This is a genomic window from Serratia sp. CY74737 (assembly GCF_052166775.1).
GTDB classification, from domain to species: Bacteria; Pseudomonadota; Gammaproteobacteria; order Enterobacterales; family Enterobacteriaceae; genus Serratia; species Serratia ureilytica.
The window spans coordinates 21346-41155 of the sequence record NZ_JBJNOF010000018.1 but is presented as its reverse complement, the minus strand read 5'-3'; the positions used below and the strand labels follow the sequence as shown (position 1 = coordinate 41155).

General features: G+C 58.6%; 19 protein-coding genes. 3 read left to right on the top strand and 16 right to left on the bottom strand.

The window, feature by feature from the left end:
• The first annotated feature begins 86 nt into the window (after nt 1–86).
• The gene (locus ACJ8PE_RS22420; protein WP_033645149.1) at nt 87–1139 is read left to right on the top strand and encodes a hypothetical protein; all 1053 of its coding nucleotides are present in this window, start codon (nt 87–89) and stop codon (nt 1137–1139) included.
• A 35-nt stretch (nt 1140–1174) separates the two neighbouring features.
• Here ACJ8PE_RS22420 and ACJ8PE_RS22415 read toward each other — a convergent pair whose 3' ends face one another.
• Nucleotides 1175–2512: an NCS2 family permease gene (locus tag ACJ8PE_RS22415; RefSeq protein ID WP_004933851.1), complete on the bottom strand. Its 1338-nt coding sequence runs from the start codon at nt 2510–2512 to the stop codon at nt 1175–1177.
• Nucleotides 2513–2746: 234 nt separating this feature from the next.
• On the opposite strand from ACJ8PE_RS22415, the gene ACJ8PE_RS22410 reads away from it, so the two are divergent.
• Together ACJ8PE_RS22410 and yieH are read left to right on the top strand one after the other, a co-directional pair.
• The gene (locus ACJ8PE_RS22410) at nt 2747–3151 is read left to right on the top strand and encodes an NUDIX hydrolase (protein ID WP_197793676.1); all 405 of its coding nucleotides are present in this window, start codon (nt 2747–2749) and stop codon (nt 3149–3151) included.
• Nucleotides 3152–3197: 46 nt separating this feature from the next.
• The gene (gene yieH / locus ACJ8PE_RS22405) at nt 3198–3866 is read left to right on the top strand and encodes a 6-phosphogluconate phosphatase (protein ID WP_004933845.1); all 669 of its coding nucleotides are present in this window, start codon (nt 3198–3200) and stop codon (nt 3864–3866) included.
• Here yieH and ACJ8PE_RS22400 read toward each other — a convergent pair.
• The 15 genes from ACJ8PE_RS22400 to atpH form a co-directional block, all read right to left on the bottom strand.
• The gene (locus tag ACJ8PE_RS22400; protein WP_033645153.1) at nt 3863–4603 is read right to left on the bottom strand and encodes an amino acid ABC transporter permease; all 741 of its coding nucleotides are present in this window, start codon (nt 4601–4603) and stop codon (nt 3863–3865) included. The two genes, yieH and ACJ8PE_RS22400, sit on opposite strands and share 4 nt — an antisense overlap.
• A 1-nt stretch (nt 4604) precedes the next feature.
• Nucleotides 4605–5318, bottom strand: coding sequence for an amino acid ABC transporter permease (locus ACJ8PE_RS22395; RefSeq protein ID WP_197760415.1), 714 nt, complete (start codon nt 5316–5318; stop codon nt 4605–4607).
• Between the two features lie 81 nt (nt 5319–5399).
• Nucleotides 5400–6239: an ABC transporter substrate-binding protein gene (locus ACJ8PE_RS22390; protein WP_089181463.1), complete on the bottom strand. Its 840-nt coding sequence runs from the start codon at nt 6237–6239 to the stop codon at nt 5400–5402.
• A 168-nt stretch (nt 6240–6407) separates the two neighbouring features.
• Nucleotides 6408–7142: a phosphate signaling complex protein PhoU gene (phoU, locus tag ACJ8PE_RS22385; protein ID WP_004933833.1), complete on the bottom strand. Its 735-nt coding sequence runs from the start codon at nt 7140–7142 to the stop codon at nt 6408–6410.
• Between the two features lie 11 nt (nt 7143–7153).
• Nucleotides 7154–7924, bottom strand: a complete 771-nt coding sequence (gene pstB / locus ACJ8PE_RS22380; RefSeq protein WP_016929614.1) for a phosphate ABC transporter ATP-binding protein PstB — start codon at nt 7922–7924, stop codon at nt 7154–7156.
• 54 nt (nt 7925–7978) lie between these two features.
• On the bottom strand, nt 7979–8869 hold the full coding sequence (gene pstA, locus ACJ8PE_RS22375) for a phosphate ABC transporter permease PstA (protein ID WP_019455481.1): 891 nt from the start codon (nt 8867–8869) through the stop codon (nt 7979–7981).
• Nucleotide 8870: 1 nt separating this feature from the next.
• Nucleotides 8871–9827, bottom strand: coding sequence for a phosphate ABC transporter permease PstC (pstC, locus tag ACJ8PE_RS22370; RefSeq protein WP_016929615.1), 957 nt, complete (start codon nt 9825–9827; stop codon nt 8871–8873).
• 91 nt (nt 9828–9918) lie between these two features.
• Entirely contained in the window at nt 9919–10959 is a 1041-nt protein-coding gene (pstS, locus tag ACJ8PE_RS22365) for a phosphate ABC transporter substrate-binding protein PstS (protein WP_033645155.1), read from the bottom strand.
• A 336-nt stretch (nt 10960–11295) separates the two neighbouring features.
• The gene (gene glmS, locus ACJ8PE_RS22360) at nt 11296–13125 is read right to left on the bottom strand and encodes a glutamine--fructose-6-phosphate transaminase (isomerizing) (RefSeq protein ID WP_047026002.1); all 1830 of its coding nucleotides are present in this window, start codon (nt 13123–13125) and stop codon (nt 11296–11298) included.
• 152 nt (nt 13126–13277) lie between these two features.
• Nucleotides 13278–14651 carry a bifunctional UDP-N-acetylglucosamine diphosphorylase/glucosamine-1-phosphate N-acetyltransferase GlmU gene (gene glmU / locus ACJ8PE_RS22355; protein WP_197793678.1) on the bottom strand — a complete coding sequence of 458 codons (1374 nt, stop codon included), beginning with the start codon at nt 14649–14651 and terminating at the stop codon, nt 13278–13280.
• 290 nt (nt 14652–14941) lie between these two features.
• Nucleotides 14942–15361, bottom strand: coding sequence for a F0F1 ATP synthase subunit epsilon (locus ACJ8PE_RS22350; RefSeq protein WP_004933814.1), 420 nt, complete (start codon nt 15359–15361; stop codon nt 14942–14944).
• 20 nt (nt 15362–15381) lie between these two features.
• On the bottom strand, nt 15382–16764 hold the full coding sequence (gene atpD, locus ACJ8PE_RS22345; RefSeq protein ID WP_004933813.1) for a F0F1 ATP synthase subunit beta: 1383 nt from the start codon (nt 16762–16764) through the stop codon (nt 15382–15384).
• Nucleotides 16765–16796: 32 nt separating this feature from the next.
• On the bottom strand, nt 16797–17660 hold the full coding sequence (atpG, locus tag ACJ8PE_RS22340) for a F0F1 ATP synthase subunit gamma (protein ID WP_004933811.1): 864 nt from the start codon (nt 17658–17660) through the stop codon (nt 16797–16799).
• Between the two features lie 59 nt (nt 17661–17719).
• Entirely contained in the window at nt 17720–19261 is a 1542-nt protein-coding gene (gene atpA, locus ACJ8PE_RS22335; RefSeq protein WP_033652328.1) for a F0F1 ATP synthase subunit alpha, read from the bottom strand.
• Between the two features lie 12 nt (nt 19262–19273).
• On the bottom strand, nt 19274–19807 hold the full coding sequence (gene atpH, locus ACJ8PE_RS22330) for a F0F1 ATP synthase subunit delta (protein ID WP_025160298.1): 534 nt from the start codon (nt 19805–19807) through the stop codon (nt 19274–19276).
• Between the last annotated feature and the right edge of the window lie 3 nt (nt 19808–19810).

The following is a 19810-nucleotide window of genomic DNA, read 5'->3' as shown; positions in this document are numbered from 1 at the left end:
CCCCCCCCCCCCCCCCCCCCCCCCCCCCCCCCCCCCCCAACAGGACATGAAGTCCGCCAATTTATTGAAATTAAAGCCATAGCATCATGTATTTTTTCATTTTAGCGTTATTTTTCGTTTCCATCACCAGTCCCGCTTTCGCCGCAGACATGCGTTATCCCGCCGGTGAAGAGCCGCTGGAGCTGCCTGCGCACAGTGCGCTTAACGCCCAACTGTCGCGATCCGCGCAAAACCAGGAAGATAAAAAGCTGGGCGCCATGTCGCTGTACCTGACGCTGATGCGCGAAGACGGCCGCAACGTCTGGGCCCCCTACCAGCTGGCGGTATCGTCGGCGGAGAAAGGGCAAACCGAGCTGGCGGAGCGCTATCTGCAGCTGAGCGCCGATCGCGGCCTGTGGTACTACTACAATCTGCTGGAGGACGACGCCTTCAACAGCATCCAGCACTCCGCCACCTACCAATCCATTCTGGCCGCCACCAAAGCGCGCTATCTGCAGCACGCCCGCCGCTATGAAGGCAAAGCCAGCTACGCGATACCGGACGGCGAAGCGCCGCCCGAAGGTTGGCCAACGGTGATCTTCCTGCATACCTACGGCAAGGCCGCCGCCATCAGCCCCGAGGAACGGCTGCTGTTCGGCGAAATGGGCGTGGCCTATATCGAGATCAACGGCACGCAGATGTTGTCGGAAAACAGCTTCCGCTGGTCGAATTACAGCGACGAGAGCACCCAGGCCGCCCTTCAGCGTACGGTGCAACAGCTGGCTCCACAGTTAAAGCTGAACCCCCAACGGATTTATCTCAGCGCTCGCGGCCAGGGTGCGCTGCACGCCGCCAATCTGATCGCGAAGTACCCGCAGTTTTACGCCGGCGCGCTATTGATCGCCCCCAACGGCGAGATCAAGCCGGCCCAGCAGTCGCTGGCGGCGAAAAAGAAAATCGTGATGGCGTATTACGATCGGCAGAACTTCAGCGAGCAGGCGCTGGCGTTGCACTTCGCCAATCTGTTCGGAGAGGATAATCAGGTGCAAACGCTGCACTTCGCCCAGGGGGAGGATGCCGCCGGCAGTTGGCAGGCGCGCTTCAGGCGGCCATTGCAATGGGTGCTGGATCGGGCGCCGGATGCGACGCCGGGAGTCTAGGGTTTCAGGGCCGACGGACGTCGGCCCTTTGGCTGTCAATGGCCGTCGACGAAAACGATCTTCAGCACGAACAGCAGCGCCACGACCACCACGCACGGGCTGATTTCACGCCAGCGGCCGGTACCGAGCTTCATCACGCAGTAGGAGATAAAGCCGAGCGCAATGCCTTCGGTGATCGAGAAGCTGAACGGCATCATCACCGCGGTGACAAACGCCGGTACCGCTTCGGTCAGATCGTCCCATTTCACCCGCGCCAGGCTGGAGGTCATCAGCACGCCGACGTAGATCAGCGCGCCGGCGGCGGCATACGCCGGCACCATACCCGCCAGCGGCGACAGGAAGATCACCAGCAGGAACAGCAGGCCGGTGACCACCGCCGTCAAACCGGTGCGGCCGCCCACGGCGACGCCGGATGAGCTTTCGATGTAAGCGGTTACGGAAGAAGTGCCCGCCAGCGAACCGGCCACCGAGCTGATGCTGTCAACGTACAGCGCCTGCTTCATGCGCGGGAACTTGCCCTGATTGTCGGTCAAACCGGCTTTATCGGTGACGCCGATCAGGGTGCCGGAGGAGTCGAACAGGTTCACCAGCATAAACGAGAAGATGACCCCGGCCAGCCCGATGTTCAGCGCGCCGGCCACGTCGACCTGGCCCACTACCGAGGTGATGCTCGGCGGCAAGGAGAACAGGCCGCCGTATTTCACGTCGCCCAGCATCCAGCCGATCAGGGTAGTGACCACGATCGATACCAGCACCGCCGCGTGGAAGTTGCGCGAAGAGAGCACGGCGATGATGAAGAAGCCAAGCGCCCCCAGCAGCACATTGTGCGAGGTCAGGCTGCCAATGGTCACCAGCGTGTCCGGGTTGGCCACCACGATGCCGGCGTTTTTCAGCCCCATCATGCCGATGAACAGACCGATGCCGCTGGTGATGCCGACCCGCAGGCTGACCGGAATGTTGGCGATCATCCAGTAGCGAATGCGGAAAATGGTCAGCAGCAGCAGGCCGACCGCACCCCAGAAGATGGCGCCCATGCCCACCTGCCAGGAGATGCCCATCGCGCCGACCACCACGAAGGCGAAGAAGGCGTTCAGGCCCATCGCCGGCGCCAACGCCACCGGCAGGTTCGCCAGCAGGCCCATAAAGATGCTGCCGAAGGCAGCGATCAAACAGGTGGTGACAAATACCGCCTGGGTATCCATGCCCGCCGCGCCCAAAATTTGCGGGTTAACGAACACGATATACACCATGGTGAGGAAAGTGGTGATACCGGCAATCGTTTCCGTACGCGCCGTCGTGCCATGTTGCTTGAGTTTAAACACGCGCCCAAGCAAGCCTTGCTCAGCGTCAAGGCCAGATACTGGTTTGGTCATTATCAGAATTCCGAAAATGGGAATGGACAGTCGCCGGCTATCCTATAACAAAAAATGGGGCTTTTGACGCCGGTCACAGGTTTTTTTCGCCGTCTTTACGGCTAAACGCGTCAACGGCTTGTATTTACAGGCATTCATTCTCCATCACAGCCCGCCGCGTTGCCGTTTGCCGACACGGCCGATAAAATGGCCTATCGCATCTCTTACCCTACCCGCTAAAAAACAGGAACCCGCATGTCTTCGACCCTTATCGATAAGCTCGCGTTGATCGCGCTGAAAGATGACAAAGTGGCGCTGGTGCGCTCGCACAACAAGACGCTGTTTTATGTACCGGGCGGAAAGCGCGAAGCGGGTGAAACCGATGAGCAGGCGCTGTGCCGCGAAATCGACGAAGAGCTGACCGTTGCGCTGCAGCCGCAATCCATCGCGTTTTACGGCGAGTTCACCGGCCCGGCGGACGGCAAGCAGGACGGCACCCAGGTGTGCATTCGTTGCTACCAGGCCGACTTTACCGGGCAGTTGCAGCCGGCCGCCGAAATCGCCGAGCTGAAGTGGTGCGACAGCCGCGATCTGCCGCAGTGTTCACACGTCGCCGCGCTGATTTTGCACGATCTTAAGGCACGTAGCCTGATCAAGTGATCGCTGAGCGGCCTCAGCGGCGTTAACCCGAAGGAACCTGTCCCGCATGAATCAGATTGACTGCATTTTGTTCGACTGCGACGGCACGCTGGTGGACAGCGAAGTGCTGTGCAGCAAAGCCTATGTCCATATGTTCGCCCGCTACGGCATTCATCTGTCGCTGGAAGAGGTATTCAAGAAATACAAAGGGGTGAAGCTGTACGAGATCATCGATCGGGTCAACGCCGAGCAGGGCACTGACCTGGCAAAAGAGACGCTGGAGCCGCTGTATCGGCAGGAAGTGGCGCGGCTGTTCGACAGCGAACTGCAACAGATTGCCGGCGCCCGCGAGCTGCTGGCGCAGGTGACGGTGCCAGTCTGCACCGTCTCCAACGGGCCGGTCAGCAAGATGCAGCACTCGCTCGGCCTGACCGGCATGCTGCCTTATTTTGATGACCGGTTGTTCAGCGGCTATGACATTCAGCGCTGGAAGCCGGATCCGGCGATCGTGTTTCACGCCGCCGAACAGATGCAGGTGCCGGTGACGCGCTGCATCCTGGTGGACGATTCGCCCGCCGGCGCGCAGGCCGGCATCAATGCCGGCATTCCGGTCTTTTACTTCTGCGCCGATCCGCATAACCCGCCGATCGACCACCCGCTGGTGACAACGTTTGACGACCTGGCTCAATTGCCCGCGCTGTGGCGCGAACGCGGCTGGCGGCTGACGGCCGATTAACTGGCCGGCAACGGCGGCTTGTTGCGCCACCAGCGCCAGGAGCGCTTCAGGCCGCGGGTTTGCGCGCCGAAGCGGCGGTTGACCGCGTTGGCCAGCAGATCGAGCGCCAGGCAGAACACGAAATAGACCAGCGCCACGAACAGGAAGACTTCCATCGGGTAGACCATGCTGCGGTTGTTGACCTGGGTCGCCAGGAAGGTCAGTTCGCCAACGCCGACGATATAAGCCAACGAGGTGTCTTTGATCAGAGAAATCCACTGGTTGATGAACGACGGCACCATCATGCGCAGCGCCTGCGGCAGCACGATCATGCGCAGCGTCTGCCAGCGGGTCAGCCCCAGAGAAAGCCCGGCCTGCCACTGACCGGGGCCGATCGCGGCGATGCCGGCTTTCACCGCATGGGCCAGATAGGCCGAGGCGATCAGCGCCAGCGCGCACACGACGGTGGTGATTTCCGGGATCTCGACGCCAAACACCATCGGCAACAGGAAATAGGTCCAGAAGATCAGCATGATGACCGGAATGGCGCGGAAAAAGCCCAACACCGCCGCCAGCAGCCCGGCGGCGATGCCGCGCGACATCGCCAGCGCCACGCCGAGCAGGGTGCCGAGCACCGCCGAGGCGACCCCGGCCATCAGACTGATCGCCAACGTCAGCGCCGCGCCGCCCAGCGGCCCATCCGGCCAGGTGCCCCACAGCAGGTAGCCCAGGTTGTCGTGAATTACGCTGAAATCCATCTCAATGCCCTCCCAGCGGTTTACGCTGTTGTCGCCACATGCCCCAGCCTTCCAGCAGCGCGATGATGGCGATATACAGTACCGTCGCCACGCCGAACGCCTGGAAAGTGCGCAGGGTTTCGGTTTCGACCTGACGCGAGGCGTAAGAGAGTTCGGCCACGCCGATCGCCATGGTCAACGACGAGTTCTTGATCACGTTCATGTATTGGCCCAGCAGCGGCGGCAGCGCGATTTTCAGCGCCTGCGGCAGCACCACATAGCGCATCGCCTGCCAGCTGGTCAGCCCCAGCGCCTGAGCGGCATATTTCTGCCCGCCGGCGACGCCGCGAATACCGGAGCGGATCTCTTCGGCGATAAAGGCGGTGGAGTACAGCGTCAGGCCGAAGAAACCGGCGAGAAACTCGAACGACGGCCACTCAAGCGGGCCAACCTGATGGGCGCTGTTCAGCCACTGCATGGCGGCGGACGGCAGGATCTGCCCGGCGGCGAAGTACCAGAAGAACAGCTGCACCAGCAGCGGCGTATTGCGAAACAGCGAACTGTACCCCATCGCCAGCCAGCGCAACGGCCGCAGGCTGCTGTCGCGCATCGCCGCCAGCACAAAGCCCAGCAGCGTAGCCGCCAGCCCCGCACAGGCGGAAAGCCACAGCGTCAGCAGAAAACCGTGCCACAGCCAGCTCAGGTATTGCGGCGCCAGCAGCCAGTCCAGGTTCATGTTCAATCCTTGTCTTGCAGAATGCATCAGGGGCGCAGCAAGCTGCGCCCCTCCGTGCCTATCTCACCGCAAGCGGTTAAGTCAGGCTTTTGGTTGCTGATCCAAAGGCGCGATTTTGAAATCGCCGCGCGGTTGAGCGGATTTGGTTTCCGGCCCGAACCAGCGATCGTAAATCTTAACCGCTTCGCCGTCTTTTTCCAGCTTGATCAGCGTCTCGTTCACCGCGGCGGTCAGGCGATCTTCACCCTTGGGAATGCCGACGCCCTGATACTCTTTGGTCAGGCTGAACGGCGAAATTTCAAACTCCGCCTTTTGCGCCGCCGGCAGGTTGCCGAGCAGGCCGACCAGCTTGGCGTCGTCCTGAGTGATCGCCTGCACGTTGCCGTTACGCAGCGCCACGAACGCCAGCGGGGTATCATCGTAGGAGATCACTTTCGCCGTTGGGAAACGCTCGCGCAGGGTGATTTCCTGCACCGTGCCCTTATCCGCGCCGATGCGCAGCTTCTTGATGTCTTCCGGCGTTTTCAACACGCCTTTGCGGGCGATGAATTTCTGGCCAGTGGCGAAGTACGGCACGCTGAAGTTCACTTCCTTGGCGCGCTCGTCGGTAATGGTGAAGTTGGCGGCAATCAGGTCAACCTTCTTCGACACCAGCAGCGGAATGCGGTTGGCCGGGTTGGTGGCGCGCAGCTCCACTTTCACCCCCAGCGCTTTGCCGATCGCGTCGGCGACATCCACATCGTAGCCCACCAGCTTCTTGCTCTGCGGATCGATGTAGCCGAACGGCGGGTTGCTGTCGAACACCGCGATGCGCACCACGCCGGCTTGCTTGATATCGTCAAGTTTGTCCGCGTGCGCGGCGCCGGCGGCGAGGCCGGTCAGACTGGCTAACAACGTTAAGGCCAAAGCGCGATGTTTCATAGAAAGCTCCTAAGTGGTTGATGTCCTGCTGGCGGATAAGCTAGCAAGCGCCACATAGGTCAGGAAATAATATAAAAAGCTATATTTATAACCTTTTTATCTTTACGCGCTTAAGATGGAATAAAGGCGCGGGAAACCGCGCCTTGGAAGGATATTACCCGGAAAGGGTTAGTCGTCTTTTTCGTCTTTACCGCCCGGAGACAGCAGCTTTTCCAGGGCGTCGCCGCCCAAATGACGGAAATCCTGTCCTTTGACGAAATAGAAGATAAATTCGCAGATGTTCTGGCAGCGATCGCCGATACGCTCGATAGAACGGGCGCAGAACAGCGCGGTCAGCACGCTCGGAATGGTGCGCGAATCTTCCATCATGTAGGTCATCAGCTGACGTACGATGCCTTCGTATTCCTGGTCGACCTTTTTATCTTCACGGTAAATACGGATCGCTTCGTCCAGATCCATGCGCGCGAAGGCGTCCAGCACGTCGTGCAGCATCTGCACGGTGTGGCGCCCCAGCGACTCCAGGCTGACCAGCAGCGGCTGGTGCTGGTGCGAGAACTTCTCCAGCGCGGTGCGGCAGATCTTGTCCGCCACGTCGCCGATGCGTTCCAGCTCAGAAATGGTTTTGATGATCGCCATCACCAGACGCAGATCGCTGGCGGTCGGCTGGCGCTTGGCGATAATGCGCACGCAGGCTTCGTCGATCGCCACTTCCATCATGTTGACCTTGGCGTCGCCTTCGATCACGCGCTTGGCCAGCTCGCCATCCTGATTGTGCATCGCGGTGATGGCGTCGGTCAGCTGCTGCTCCACCAGCCCGCCCATGGTCAGCACCTGGGTGCGGATATGCTCGAGCTCTGCGTTGAACTGGCCGGAAATGTGTTTGTTTAAATTCAGGTTATCCATGATGCTTCCTATCAACCATAACGGCCAGTGATGTAGTCTTCAGTCTGCTTTTTCTGCGGCGCAGTGAACAGGTTATCAGTATCACTGAACTCGATCAGCTCGCCCAGATACATAAATGCGGTAGAGTCGGAACAGCGCGCCGCCTGCTGCATGTTGTGCGTCACGATCACCACGGTGTAATCAGCCTTCAGCTCGCTGATCAGCTCTTCAATCTTGCCGGTGGAGATCGGATCCAGCGCTGAGCAAGGCTCATCCAGCAACAACACTTCCGGACGAATGGCGATGCCGCGGGCGATGCACAGACGCTGCTGCTGGCCGCCGGAGAGGCTGTAGCCGCTCTGGTGCAGCTTGTCCTTGGTTTCGTTCCACAGCGCCGCTTTGGTCAGCGCCCACTGCACGCGCTCGTCCATATCGGCGCGCGACAGCTTTTCAAACAGGCGAACGCCGAAGGCGATGTTGTCGTAAATCGACATCGGGAACGGCGTCGGCTTTTGGAACACCATGCCGACCTTGGCGCGCAGCAGCGCGATATCCGAGTTGTCGGTCAGGATGTTCTGGCCGTCCAGCAGAATGCCGCCTTCCGCACGCTGTTCCGGGTACAGCTGGTACATCTTGTTGAAGGTGCGCAGCAGGGTGGACTTGCCACAGCCGGATGGGCCGATAAACGCGGTGACCTTGTTCTTGGCGATATCCAGCGTGATGTTCTTCAGCGCATGGAATTTGCCGTAGTAGAAGTTCAGATCGCGTACCTGAATTTTGCTGCTGGAAGCGTCAGTAACCATACTCATCAAGACTTCTCTCTTTTCATCAGCGCCGCCAAAGCGGCGCTCAAAATTTTATGAATGCTTTTTCTTGGCGAAAATCACGCGCGCCAGGATATTCAGTAACAGTACGCACAGGGTGATTAACAGCACCCCGGCCCAGGCCAACTGTTGCCATTCGGCGAACGGGCTCATGGCGAATTTGAAGATGGTCACCGGCAGGTTGGCGATCGGCTGCATCAGGTCGGTGCTCCAGAACTGGTTCGACAGCGAGGTGAACAGCAGCGGCGCCGTTTCCCCCGCAATACGCGCAATCGCCAGCAGCACGCCGGTGATGATGCCGGACACCGACGCCTTCAGCGTGATGGCGGAAATCATGCGCCATTTCGGCGTGCCCAGCGCATAAGCGGCCTCGCGCAGCGTATCCGGCACCAGCTTCAGCATGTTCTCGGTGGTGCGAATGACGATCGGCACCTGCAGCAGCGCCAGCGCCACGATGCCGGCCCAACCGGAGAAGTGTTCCATCTTCGCCACCACAATGGTGTAAACGAACAGGCCCACCACGATCGACGGTGCGGACAACAGAATATCGTTGATAAAGCGGATCACTTCCGCCAACCAGGATTTACGTCCGTATTCCGCCAGGTAAATACCGGCCATGATGCCCAGCGGCGTGCCGAAAATGGTCGCCCACAGGATCAACAGGCCGCTGCCGGCGATGGCGTTGGCCAAGCCGCCGCCCGCGGTGTTCGGCGGCGGGGTCATCTCGGTGAACAGCGCCAGCGACATGCCGTCGAAGCCTTTGGTCACGGTGGCGATAAGGATCCAGATCAGCCAGAACAGCCCGAACGCCATGGTCGCCATCGACAGGAACAGCGCGAGGCGGTTTTTCTGCCGGCGCCAGGCCTGCATTTTGCGGCGGCTTTCCGCCAGAACGACTGCGTTTTGCATATCCATCGTCGCCATGTTAACGCCCCTCATTCTTGGCCAGACGCATGATCATCAGTTTCGACAGCGCCAGCACGATAAAGGTGATAACAAACAGAATCAGGCCCAGCTCCATCAGTGCGGCGGTGTGCACGCCGGATTCGGCTTCGGCGAATTCGTTGGCCAGCGCCGAGGTGATGCTGTTGCCCGGCATGTACAGCGAAGCGCTGTCGAGCTGGTAGGTGTTGCCGATGATAAAGGTTACCGCCATGGTCTCCCCCAGCGCTCGGCCCAGACCCAGCATCACGCCGCCGATGACGCCGTTTTTGGTGAACGGCAGCACGATGCGCCAGATGACTTCCCAGGTGGTGCAGCCGATGCCGTAGGCCGACTCTTTCATCATTACCGGCGTCTGTTCGAACACGTCGCGCATCACCGCGGCGATATAAGGAATGATCATGATAGCCAGGATAACCCCGGCGGCCAGAATGCCGATGCCGAAGGCCGGGCCGGAGAACAGCTCGCCGACGATAGGAATGCCCGACAGCACGTCGCCCACCGGCGTCTGGAAATATTCGGCGAACAGCGGGGCGAACACGAACAGGCCCCACATGCCGTAGACGATGCTCGGGATGGCCGCCAGCAGCTCAATGGCGATGCCCAGCGGCCGCTTCAACCAGTTCGGCGCCAGTTCGGTCAGGAACAGCGCGATGCCGAAACTCACCGGCACGGCGATAATCAGCGCGATGAGCGAGGTGACCACGGTGCCGTAGATAGGCACCAGCGCGCCGAACTGCTCCGCCGGCGCATCCCACTCTTTGGTCCACAGGAAGGCGAAGCCGAATTTCTGCATGCTTGGCCAGGAGGCGAAGATCAGCGAAACGATGATGCCACCCAGCAACAATAGGGTAATCAGCGCAGCCAGTCTCACCAGCGCGCTAAAAATGATGTCACCGTTTTTGCCCGGTGCTTTGATGGTCGGCTTGTACTCAGCCATAGATTACTCTCTGTTTGAACCCTGGCAGCCCCAACCGGGATCGGAGCCTGAAGAACTGTGTGGGGCGCGGCGAACCCGCGCCCCTGCGTTGTTAGTACAGCGCTTTACCTGAACTGTCTTTTACGTTGGTTTTCCAGGCCGCACGCACCTGCTCAACCACTTCTTTCGGCAGGGTGGCGTAATCCAGTTCGTTAGCCTGCTTGCCGCCGGTTTTGTAGGCCCAGTCGAAGAACTTCAGCACTTCGGCGCCCTGAGCAGGGTTTTTCTGCTCTTTATGCACCAGGATGAAGGTGGTGGAGGTGATTGGCCACACGTTGTCGCCTTTCTGGTCAGTCAGATCCTGAGCGAAGGTTTTGCTCCAATCCGCACCCTTGGCGGCGTTGCTGAAGCTCTCTTCGGTCGGGCTGACCGGTTTGCCGTCGGCGGACACCAGCTTGGTGTAAGCCAGGTTGTTCTGCTTGGCGTAAGCGTATTCTACGTAGCCGATAGAGCCAGGCAGACGCTGAACGAAGGCGGCGATGCCGTCGTTGCCTTTGCCGCCCAGACCGGTCGGCCAGTTAACGGTAGAACCGGCGCCGATCTTCTCTTTCCACTGCGCGTTCACCTTGGACAGGTAGCTGGTAAACACGAACGAGGTGCCGGAACCGTCGGCGCGGCGCACCACGGCGATGTTCTGGTCAGGCAGTTTCACGCCTGGGTTCAGCTTGGTGATAGCCGGATCGTTCCACTTTTTGACGTTGCCCAGGTAGATATCGCCCAGGGTTTTACCGTCCAGCGTCAGTTCGCCGGATTTGATGCCCGGGATATTCACAGCCAGCACCACGCCGCCGATCACGGTCGGGAACTGGAACAGGCCGTCGGCCGCCAGTTTGTCGTCAGACAGCGGGGCGTCGGAAGCGCCAAAGTCAACGGTGTTGGCCACGATTTGCTTCACGCCGCCAGAGGAGCCGATGCCCTGATAGTTAACTTTGTTGCCGGTTTCTTTCTGATAAGAATCTGCCCACTTGGCGTAAACCGGAGCGGGGAATGTCGCACCTGCACCGGTCAGGCTGGCAGCAGCGAACGCGGACACGGCGGTCAGGGAGAAGGTCGCTGCCACAATACTGGCGACGGTGGTACGCATCAGTTTCATAATCCCTCCTAATGGGATACTTAAAATCGACGTCGAGTCGTTTTAATCAGAGTAAGTATTGCTGCAGGAGGGAAAATAGGACAGTTTGGTGACAGAAAAATGTACGCAATATGACAGTTATATTACAGTGCGTTTGAATGGGGTTTGTTTATTTAAAAATCAATCAATTAACTCAAAAATAGCGCGATTGCCAAACAACAAAAAAACCGTTTGGGCACAGCCTATCCGCTTGAATATGACAATGTTTATCGCCGAATCGGTCGCGCTGTCATCTTTAAGGTCGCTCATGAAAAAAGCCGGCGCGAAGGCCGGCTTTTGCAGTTTACCTGCGGCAAATTACTCTACGGTGACAGACTTCGCCAGGTTGCGCGGCTGGTCAACGTCGGTGCCTTTGATCAGCGCCACGTGGTAAGACAGCAGCTGCAACGGCACGGTGTAGAAGATCGGCGCCACGATTTCCTCAACGTGCGGCAGAGGAATGATGGTCATGCCTTCGCTGCTGACGAAGCCGGCGTCCTGATCGGCGAACACGTACAGCTGACCGCCGCGCGCGCGCACTTCTTCAATGTTGGACTTCAGCTTTTCCAGCAGTTCGTTGTTCGGCGCCACCACGATTACCGGCATATCGGCGTCGATCAGCGCCAGCGGGCCGTGTTTCAACTCACCCGCCGCATAAGCTTCAGCGTGAATATAGGAGATCTCTTTCAGCTTCAGCGCCCCTTCCATGGCGATCGGGTACTGATCGCCGCGGCCGAGGAACAGCGCATGATGTTTGTCCGAGAAACCTTCCGCCAGCGCTTCGATCTCTTTATCCATCGACAGCATCTGCTCAATACGCGCCGGCAGCGCCTGCAGGCCGTGCACAATCTCCTGCTCCACGCTTTCCGCCATGCCTTTCAGACGGCCCAGGCGCGCCACCAGCATCAACAACACGGTGAGCTGCGTGGTAAAGGCTTTGGTCGAAGCAACGCCGATTTCCGTGCCCGCTTTGGTCATCAGCGCCAGATCGGATTCGCGCACCAGCGAAGACCCCGCAACGTTACAAACGGCCAGCGAACCGAGATAACCCAGCTCTTTGGACAGACGCAGCGCCGCTAACGTGTCGGCGGTTTCGCCGGACTGCGACAGGGTGATGATCAGGCTGCCCGGACGCACCGCCGATTTGCGGTAACGGAATTCGGACGCGATCTCGACATCGCACGGCACGCCGGCCAGCGCTTCGAACCAGTAACGCGCCACCATCCCGGAGTGGTAAGAAGTCCCACAGGCGATGATCTGCACGTGCTGCACCTTGGCCAGCAGCTCGTCGGCGTGCGGGCCCAGCTCGCTCAGGTTGATTTGGCCATGACTGAAACGCCCTTCCAGGGTGTTTTTCAGCGCCAGCGGCTGTTCGTAAATCTCTTTTTGCATGTAGTGGCGGTAAGCGCCCTTGTCGCCGGCGTCATACTGCACCTGGGACTCGATCTCAGGGCGCTCGATGGCGTTACCCTGTTTGTCGAAGATGTTGACGGTGCGGCGAGTCACCTCCACCACATCGCCTTCTTCCAGGAAGATGAAGCGGCGGGTGACCGGCAGCAACGCCAGCTGATCGGAAGCGATGAAGTTTTCCCCGACGCCGCGGCCGATAACCAGCGGGCTGCCGGAGCGCGCCGCGACCAATACGCTCGGATCGCGGCTGTCCATCACCACGGTGCCGTAAGCGCCGCGCAGCTGTGGGATCACGCGCTGAACCACGTCGAGCAGCGTACCGCCCTGCAGCTGTTCCCAGTGCACCAGGTGCGCGATCACTTCGGTGTCGGTTTCAGAGTTGAAGCGGTAACCGCGTTCGATCAGCAGTTCGCGCAGCGGCTCGTGGTTTTCGATGATGCCGTTATGCACCACGGTAATGTAGTCGGAAACATGCGGGTGCGCGTTCGCCTCGGTCGGTTCACCGTGCGTTGCCCAACGGGTGTGAGCGATGCCGGTGCCGCCGTGCAGATCGGTCTGCTCCGCCGCTTCGGCCAGTTTTTGCACCTTGCCTACGCGACGCAGGCGACTGACGTTACCTTGATCGTCGACCACCGCCAGACCGGCGGAGTCGTAACCGCGGTACTCAAGACGACGTAAACCTTCCAGCAGAATTTCTGCGATATCACGTTGCGCTACTGCGCCTACAATTCCACACATTCAGTTATATTCCTAATGAACGCCTTTCATGGGCGTTTTCGATGCCTTGACCTGATTTTTGCCGGTTTTACCGTGCGTCCCCCGAGCCTGTAGATGGTGGGGGTTATTATGTTTTGTATTGGGCTCGTGAATGGAGCCCAACGCAAAACACACTATGACTTCTTCTTCACCGGGCGCTGCCAGCCCTGAATGTGCACCTGCTTGACGCGGCTCAGCACCAGTTCGTTTTCGGCGATATCTCGCGTCACCGTGGTACCGGCGGCAATGGTGGAGCCTTTGCCGACCGACACCGGCGCCACCAGCTGAGTATCGGAACCGACGAACACGCCATCGCCGATCAGCGTCTTGTGCTTGTTGGCGCCATCGTAATTGCAGGTGATGGTGCCGGCGCCGATATTCACGTCATCGCCAATGTCGGCATCGCCCAGGTAGCTGAGGTGACCGGCCTTGGAGCCTTTGCCCAAACGCGCCTTTTTCATTTCCACGAAGTTGCCGACGTGGGCCCCTGTTGCCAGCTCCGCGCCAGGGCGCAGGCGGGCGAACGGCCCCACGGTGCAGTCGGCTTCCAGCACGCTGTCTTCCAGTACGCTGTAAGGGCTGATCTCGCAGTCATCACCGATCACGCAGTTTTTCAGCACGCAGCCGGCGCCGATTTTCACCCGGTCGCCCAGCTTGACGTGACCTTCGATAATCACATTCGCATCAATAGTGATGTCGCGGCCGTGAACAAGTTCACCGCGCAGGTCGAAACGCGCCGGATCCAACAGCATTACGCCGGCCAGCAGCAGTTTTTCAGACTGTTCCGACTGGAACACGCGCTCCAGGGTCGCCAGCTGCAGTCGGTTGTTCACGCCTTCCACTTCGCTCAAACGCGATGGGTGCACGGCTTCGATTTTCTTGCCGTCGGCATGCGCCAACGCAATGATATCGGTGATGTAAAACTCGCCCTGTGCGTTGTCGTTGTTCAACATCCCCAGCCAGCGCTTCAGATCGCGCCCATTCGCCACCAGGATGCCGGTATTGATCTCATTGATCTGACGCTGCGCTTCGCTGGCGTCCTTGTGTTCGACGATGCCCACCACGTCACCCTGCTCGCGCACGATGCGACCATAGCCGCTCGGGTCGTCCAGCTTGACCGTCAGCAGGCCGATGCCGCCCTGCGGCTTGGCCTCCAACAGGCGCTGCAGCGTATCCACGGAGATCAACGGCACGTCGCCATACAGCATCAATACGTCTTCATCGTCGGCAAAATGCGGCGCCGCCTGCTGCATCGCATGGCCGGTACCCAATTGCTCGGCCTGCAGCACCCAGTTCAGCGCGCCCTCGGTCAGCGTGCTTTTCAGCAGATCGCCGCCGTGGCCGTATACCAGGTGTACATGTTGCGCGCCCAGTTTCATCGCGGCATCAATGACGTGTTGCACCATCGGCTTGCCGGCCAACGGATGTAAGACCTTGGGAAGATCGGAATACATGCGTGTTCCCTTGCCCGCGGCGAGGATAACCACGCTCATTGCGCTGTTCGACATAAGCAACCTGATAACTCCATTTTGATAGATGAAAGTAAAACCGTTTAGCGGCGATATTACTACATATTTCTCTACACGAACCCGGCGCAGGCCGCGTGGGCCTTGGCCTGCCGCTATCGCGGCCAATTCGACGCTGGGACGAAAAAACTGTCGGCGATCGGCGACGTTTCTTTCCCGATATCAGGGGTTATACACCACTCTGTACGCCGGGCTGAAATGCTTATTTTAAAGTAAAAAAAAAGCGACCCTATAGGCCGCTTTCTTAAAGTTGGGTGCTCTGCACCCAAACATTACATCGCTTTTCTGGTGAGCTCGATAACGCGCAGTTTTGCGATCGCTTTCGCCAGTTCAGCGGATGCCTGAGCATAGTCGACATCGCCATGAGAGCTGCGAATGTGTTCTTCAGCTTTACGCTTAGCTTCCAACGCTCTCGCTTCGTCGAGGTCAGTACCACGGATAGCAGTGTCCGCCAGCACGGTAACCACGCTCGGCTGCACCTCGAGGATGCCGCCGGACAGGTAGATGAACTCTTCTTCACCGTGCTGCTTAACAATACGCACCATGCCAGGCTTGATGGCAGTCAGCAGCGGCGCATGGCCAGGGAAGATCCCCAGTTCACCTTCGCTGCCTGTCACCTGGATCTTCTGCACCAGGCCGGAAAACATCTGTTTTTCCGCGCTGACTACATCCAGATGGTAAGTCATAGCCATATCACCCTCCTCTCAAGGCGTTACAGTTTCTTGGCTTTTTCCACTGCTTCTTCAATGGTGCCAACCATGTAGAACGCCTGCTCCGGCAGGTGGTCATAGTCGCCGTCCATAATGCCTTTGAAACCACGGATGGTGTCTTTCAGCGATACGAACTTGCCCGGAGAACCGGTGAAGACTTCTGCCACGAAGAACGGCTGAGACAGGAAGCGTTGGATCTTACGCGCACGGGATACGACCAGTTTGTCTTCTTCAGACAGCTCGTCCATACCCAGGATCGCGATGATATCTTTCAGTTCCTGGTAGCGTTGCAGAATGGACTGCACGCCACGCGCTACGTCGTAGTGCTCCTGGCCAACAACCAGCGGATCCAGCTGACGGCTGGTAGAATCCAGCGGATCAACGGCCGGGTAGATACCCAGAGAAGCGATGTTACGGCTCAGTACCACGGTTGCGTCCAAGTGCGCAAAGGTGGTGGCTGGAGACGGGTCAGTCAAGTCATCCGCAGGAACGTAAACGGCCTGTACGGAAGTGATGGAACCGGTCTTGGTCGAGGTGATACGTTCTTGCAGAACGCCCATCTCTTCCGCCAGCGTCGGCTGATAACCTACCGCGGATGGCATACGGCCCAGAAGTGCGGACACTTCGGTACCGGCCAGGGTATAACGGTAGATGTTGTCAACGAACAGCAGAACGTCACGGCCTTCGTCACGGAATTTCTCCGCCATGGTCAGACCGGTCAGCGCAACGCGCAGACGGTTACCTGGTGGCTCGTTCATCTGGCCGTAAACCAGGGATACTTTGTCCAGAACGTTGGAGTCGGTCATTTCGTGGTAGAAGTCGTTACCCTCACGAGTACGCTCGCCCACGCCCGCAAACACGGAATAACCGGAGTGCTCGATCGCGATGTTACGGATCAGCTCCATCATGTTTACGGTTTTACCTACGCCCGCACCGCCGAACAGACCGACTTTACCGCCCTTGGCGAATGGACAAATCAGGTCCATTACCTTGATACCGGTTTCCAGCAGTTCCTGGGAGCTGGACAGCTCTTCGTAGCTTGGCGCCGCGCGGTGAATCGCCCAACGTTCTTCTTCGCCGATGTCGCCTTTCATGTCGATGGGTTGACCCAATACGTTCATGATACGGCCCAGGGTAGCTTTACCCACCGGCACTTCAATCGGGTGGTCCAGGTTGTTCACTTTCAGACCGCGACGCAGACCGTCGGAGGTCCCCATTGCGATACAGCGAACCACGCCACCGCCCAGCTGTTGCTGAACTTCCAACACCAGTTTTTCGGTGCCGTTTTCTACCTCAAGGGCATCGTACACTTTTGGTACGGCATCCTGAGGGAACTCGACGTCCACCACGGCGCCGATTACCTGGATAATCTTTCCAGTAGCCATCTTGAATCCTCTACGTAATTCGTAAACCTAGCTTAAACCGCGGAGGCTCCCGAAACGATCTCGGTGAGTTCCTGAGTGATGCTGGCCTGACGCGCCTTGTTGTATACCAACTGCAGCTCTTTGATCAGGCTACCGCCGTTATCGGTTGCGGCTTTCATCGCGACCATTCGTGCGGCCTGCTCGCTGGCCAGGTTTTCCACGACGCCCTGATAAACCTGCGACTCCACATAGCGGCGCAGCAAGGTATCAAGCAGCACTTTTGGATCCGGTTCATACAGGTAATCCCAAGGCGTTTTCTTCAGCTCTTCGTCATCGGCTGGCGGTAACGGCAGCAGCTGAAGCACCTGCGGCTCTTGGGACATCGTATTAACAAATTTGTTGCTGACAATGTACAGCTTGTCCAAACGACCTTCGTCGTAGGCCTGCAGCATCACTTTCACCGGCCCGATCAGATCCGACAGGGAAGGTTTATCCCCCATGCCGGTCACCTGGGCAACCACGTTGCCGCCCACGGAACCAAAGAAAGAGGCCGCTTTAGAGCCAATCAGCGCCAAATCGGTTTCGACGCCTTTTTCGGACCAGGCTTTCATCTCCGCCAGCAGCTTTTTGAACAGGTTGATGTTCAAGCCGCCGCAGAGACCACGGTCAGTAGACACCACCAGATACCCAACGCGCTTAACGTCACGCTCATCCAGGTACGGGTGCTTGTACTCCAGATTCCCTAACGCAAGGTGACCAATCACTTTGCGCATGGTCTCTGCATAAGGACGGCTGGCCGCCATGCGATCCTGCGATTTACGCATTTTGGAGGCGGCGACCATTTCCATCGCTTTAGTGATCTTTTGCGTGTTTTGCACGCTAGCGATCTTACTACGTATCTCTTTTGCGCCGGCCATCTCTGCTTCTCCTCAGTGCCAGACGGCCTGCTGTCTTTCAACAGCAGGACCGTTCGGCGTTACCAGGACTGGGTTTTCTTGAAGGTCTCGAGGACGTCTTTCAACTTACCCTCGATCTCATCATTGAAGTTGCCAGTTTGGTTGATGTGGTTCAGCAGTTCGGCGTGCTCGCGGTCCGCATAGGCCACCAGCGCGGCTTCGAAGCTCACCACTTTGGCGACTTCGACGTCGTTCAGGTAACCGCGTTCTGCGGCAAACAGCACCAGAGACTGTTGTGCAACCGACATCGGCGCATACTGTTTCTGTTTCAGCAGCTCGGTCACTTTCTGACCGTGGCTCAGCTGTTTGCGGGTCGCGTCGTCCAGATCGGAGGCGAACTGGGAGAACGCAGCCAGTTCACGATACTGCGCCAGCGCGGTACGGATACCACCGGACAGTTTCTTCATGATCTTGGTCTGCGCGGCGCCACCAACACGGGATACGGAGATACCCGGGTTAACTGCCGGACGAATACCGGAGTTGAACAGGTTGGATTCCAGGAAGATCTGACCATCGGTAATCGAGATTACGTTGGTCGGAACGAACGCGGAAACGTCACCCGCCTGGGTTTCAATGATCGGCAGAGCGGTCAGTGAACCGGTTTTACCTTTAACTTCACCTTTGGTGAAGGCTTCAACGTACTCGGCGTTAACGCGCGCTGCACGCTCCAGCAAGCGGGAGTGCAGGTAGAATACGTCGCCTGGGTAAGCTTCACGACCTGGCGGACGACGAAGCAGCAGGGAAATCTGGCGGTAAGCAACGGCCTGTTTGGACAGGTCATCGTACACGATCAGCGCATCTTCACCGCGGTCACGGAAGTATTCGCCCATTGCGCAACCGGCGTATGGCGCCAGGTATTGCAGTGCAGCGGATTCGGAAGCGGTCGCCACCACCACGATGGTGTTGGCCAGTGCGCCGTGCTCTTCCAGTTTGCGCACCACGTTAGCGATGGTGGACGCTTTCTGGCCGATAGCCACGTAAACGCATTTGATGCCGGAGTCGCGTTGGTTGATGATCGCATCGATCGCCAGCGCGGTTTTACCGGTCTGACGGTCACCGATCACCAGCTCACGCTGGCCGCGGCCGATTGGAATCATGGCGTCAACGGATTTGTAGCCAGTCTGAACCGGCTGATCAACGGACTGACGCTCGATAACGCCTGGGGCGATCGCTTCTACCGGAGAGAAACCGTCGTTTTCAATCGGGCCTTTGCCGTCGATTGGCGCGCCCAGGGTGTTAACGACGCGGCCCAGCAGACCACGACCGACTGGAACTTCCAGGATACGGCCGGTGCATTTAACCTTCATGCCTTCGGCCAGATCCGCGTACGGACCCATGACCACGGCACCAACGGAGTCGCGCTCCAGGTTCAATGCGATTGCGTAACGGTTGCCAGGCAGCGCGATCATTTCGCCCTGCATAACTTCGGCCAGGCCGTGTACGCGGATGATCCCGTCGCTGACGGAAACGATAGTACCTTCATTGTGAGCTTCGCTCACTACATTGAACTGAGCAATGCGCTGCTTGATCAGTTCGCTGATTTCGGTGGAATTCAGTTGCATGCTCCAGTCCCCTTAAGACTGCAAGACGTCTGTCAGGCGTTCAAGACGACCGCGAACGCTGCCATCAATCACCATATCGCCGGCGCGAACAACGATGCCGGCCAGTACAGACTTGTCAATTTTGCAATTCAGCTTAACTTTGCGTGACAGACGTTTTTCCATCGCAGCGGCGATTTTCGCCTGCTGTTCGTCGCTCAGCGCGCTCGCAGAGAGCACTTCGACTTCGACGGTGGATTCCAGCGAGGCGCGCAGTTCGATGAACTGCTGCAGCACGGCAGGAAGAACCAGTAAACGTCCATTTTCGGCCATTACACGGATAAAGTTCTGGCCATGTTCGTCGAGCCGATCGCCACAAACCGCGATGAACGTCTTGGACAGCGTTTCTGGCGCAACCGCGCCAGACAGCAGTTCAGAAATCTGTTCATTGCGAGTGACTTCAGCCGCAAACGCCAGCATGTCCTGCCAGCGCTCTACGCTTTGGTGCTCAACGGCAAAGTCAAAAGCTGCTTTGGCGTAGGGGCGAGCTACAGTTACAAATTCAGACATCAG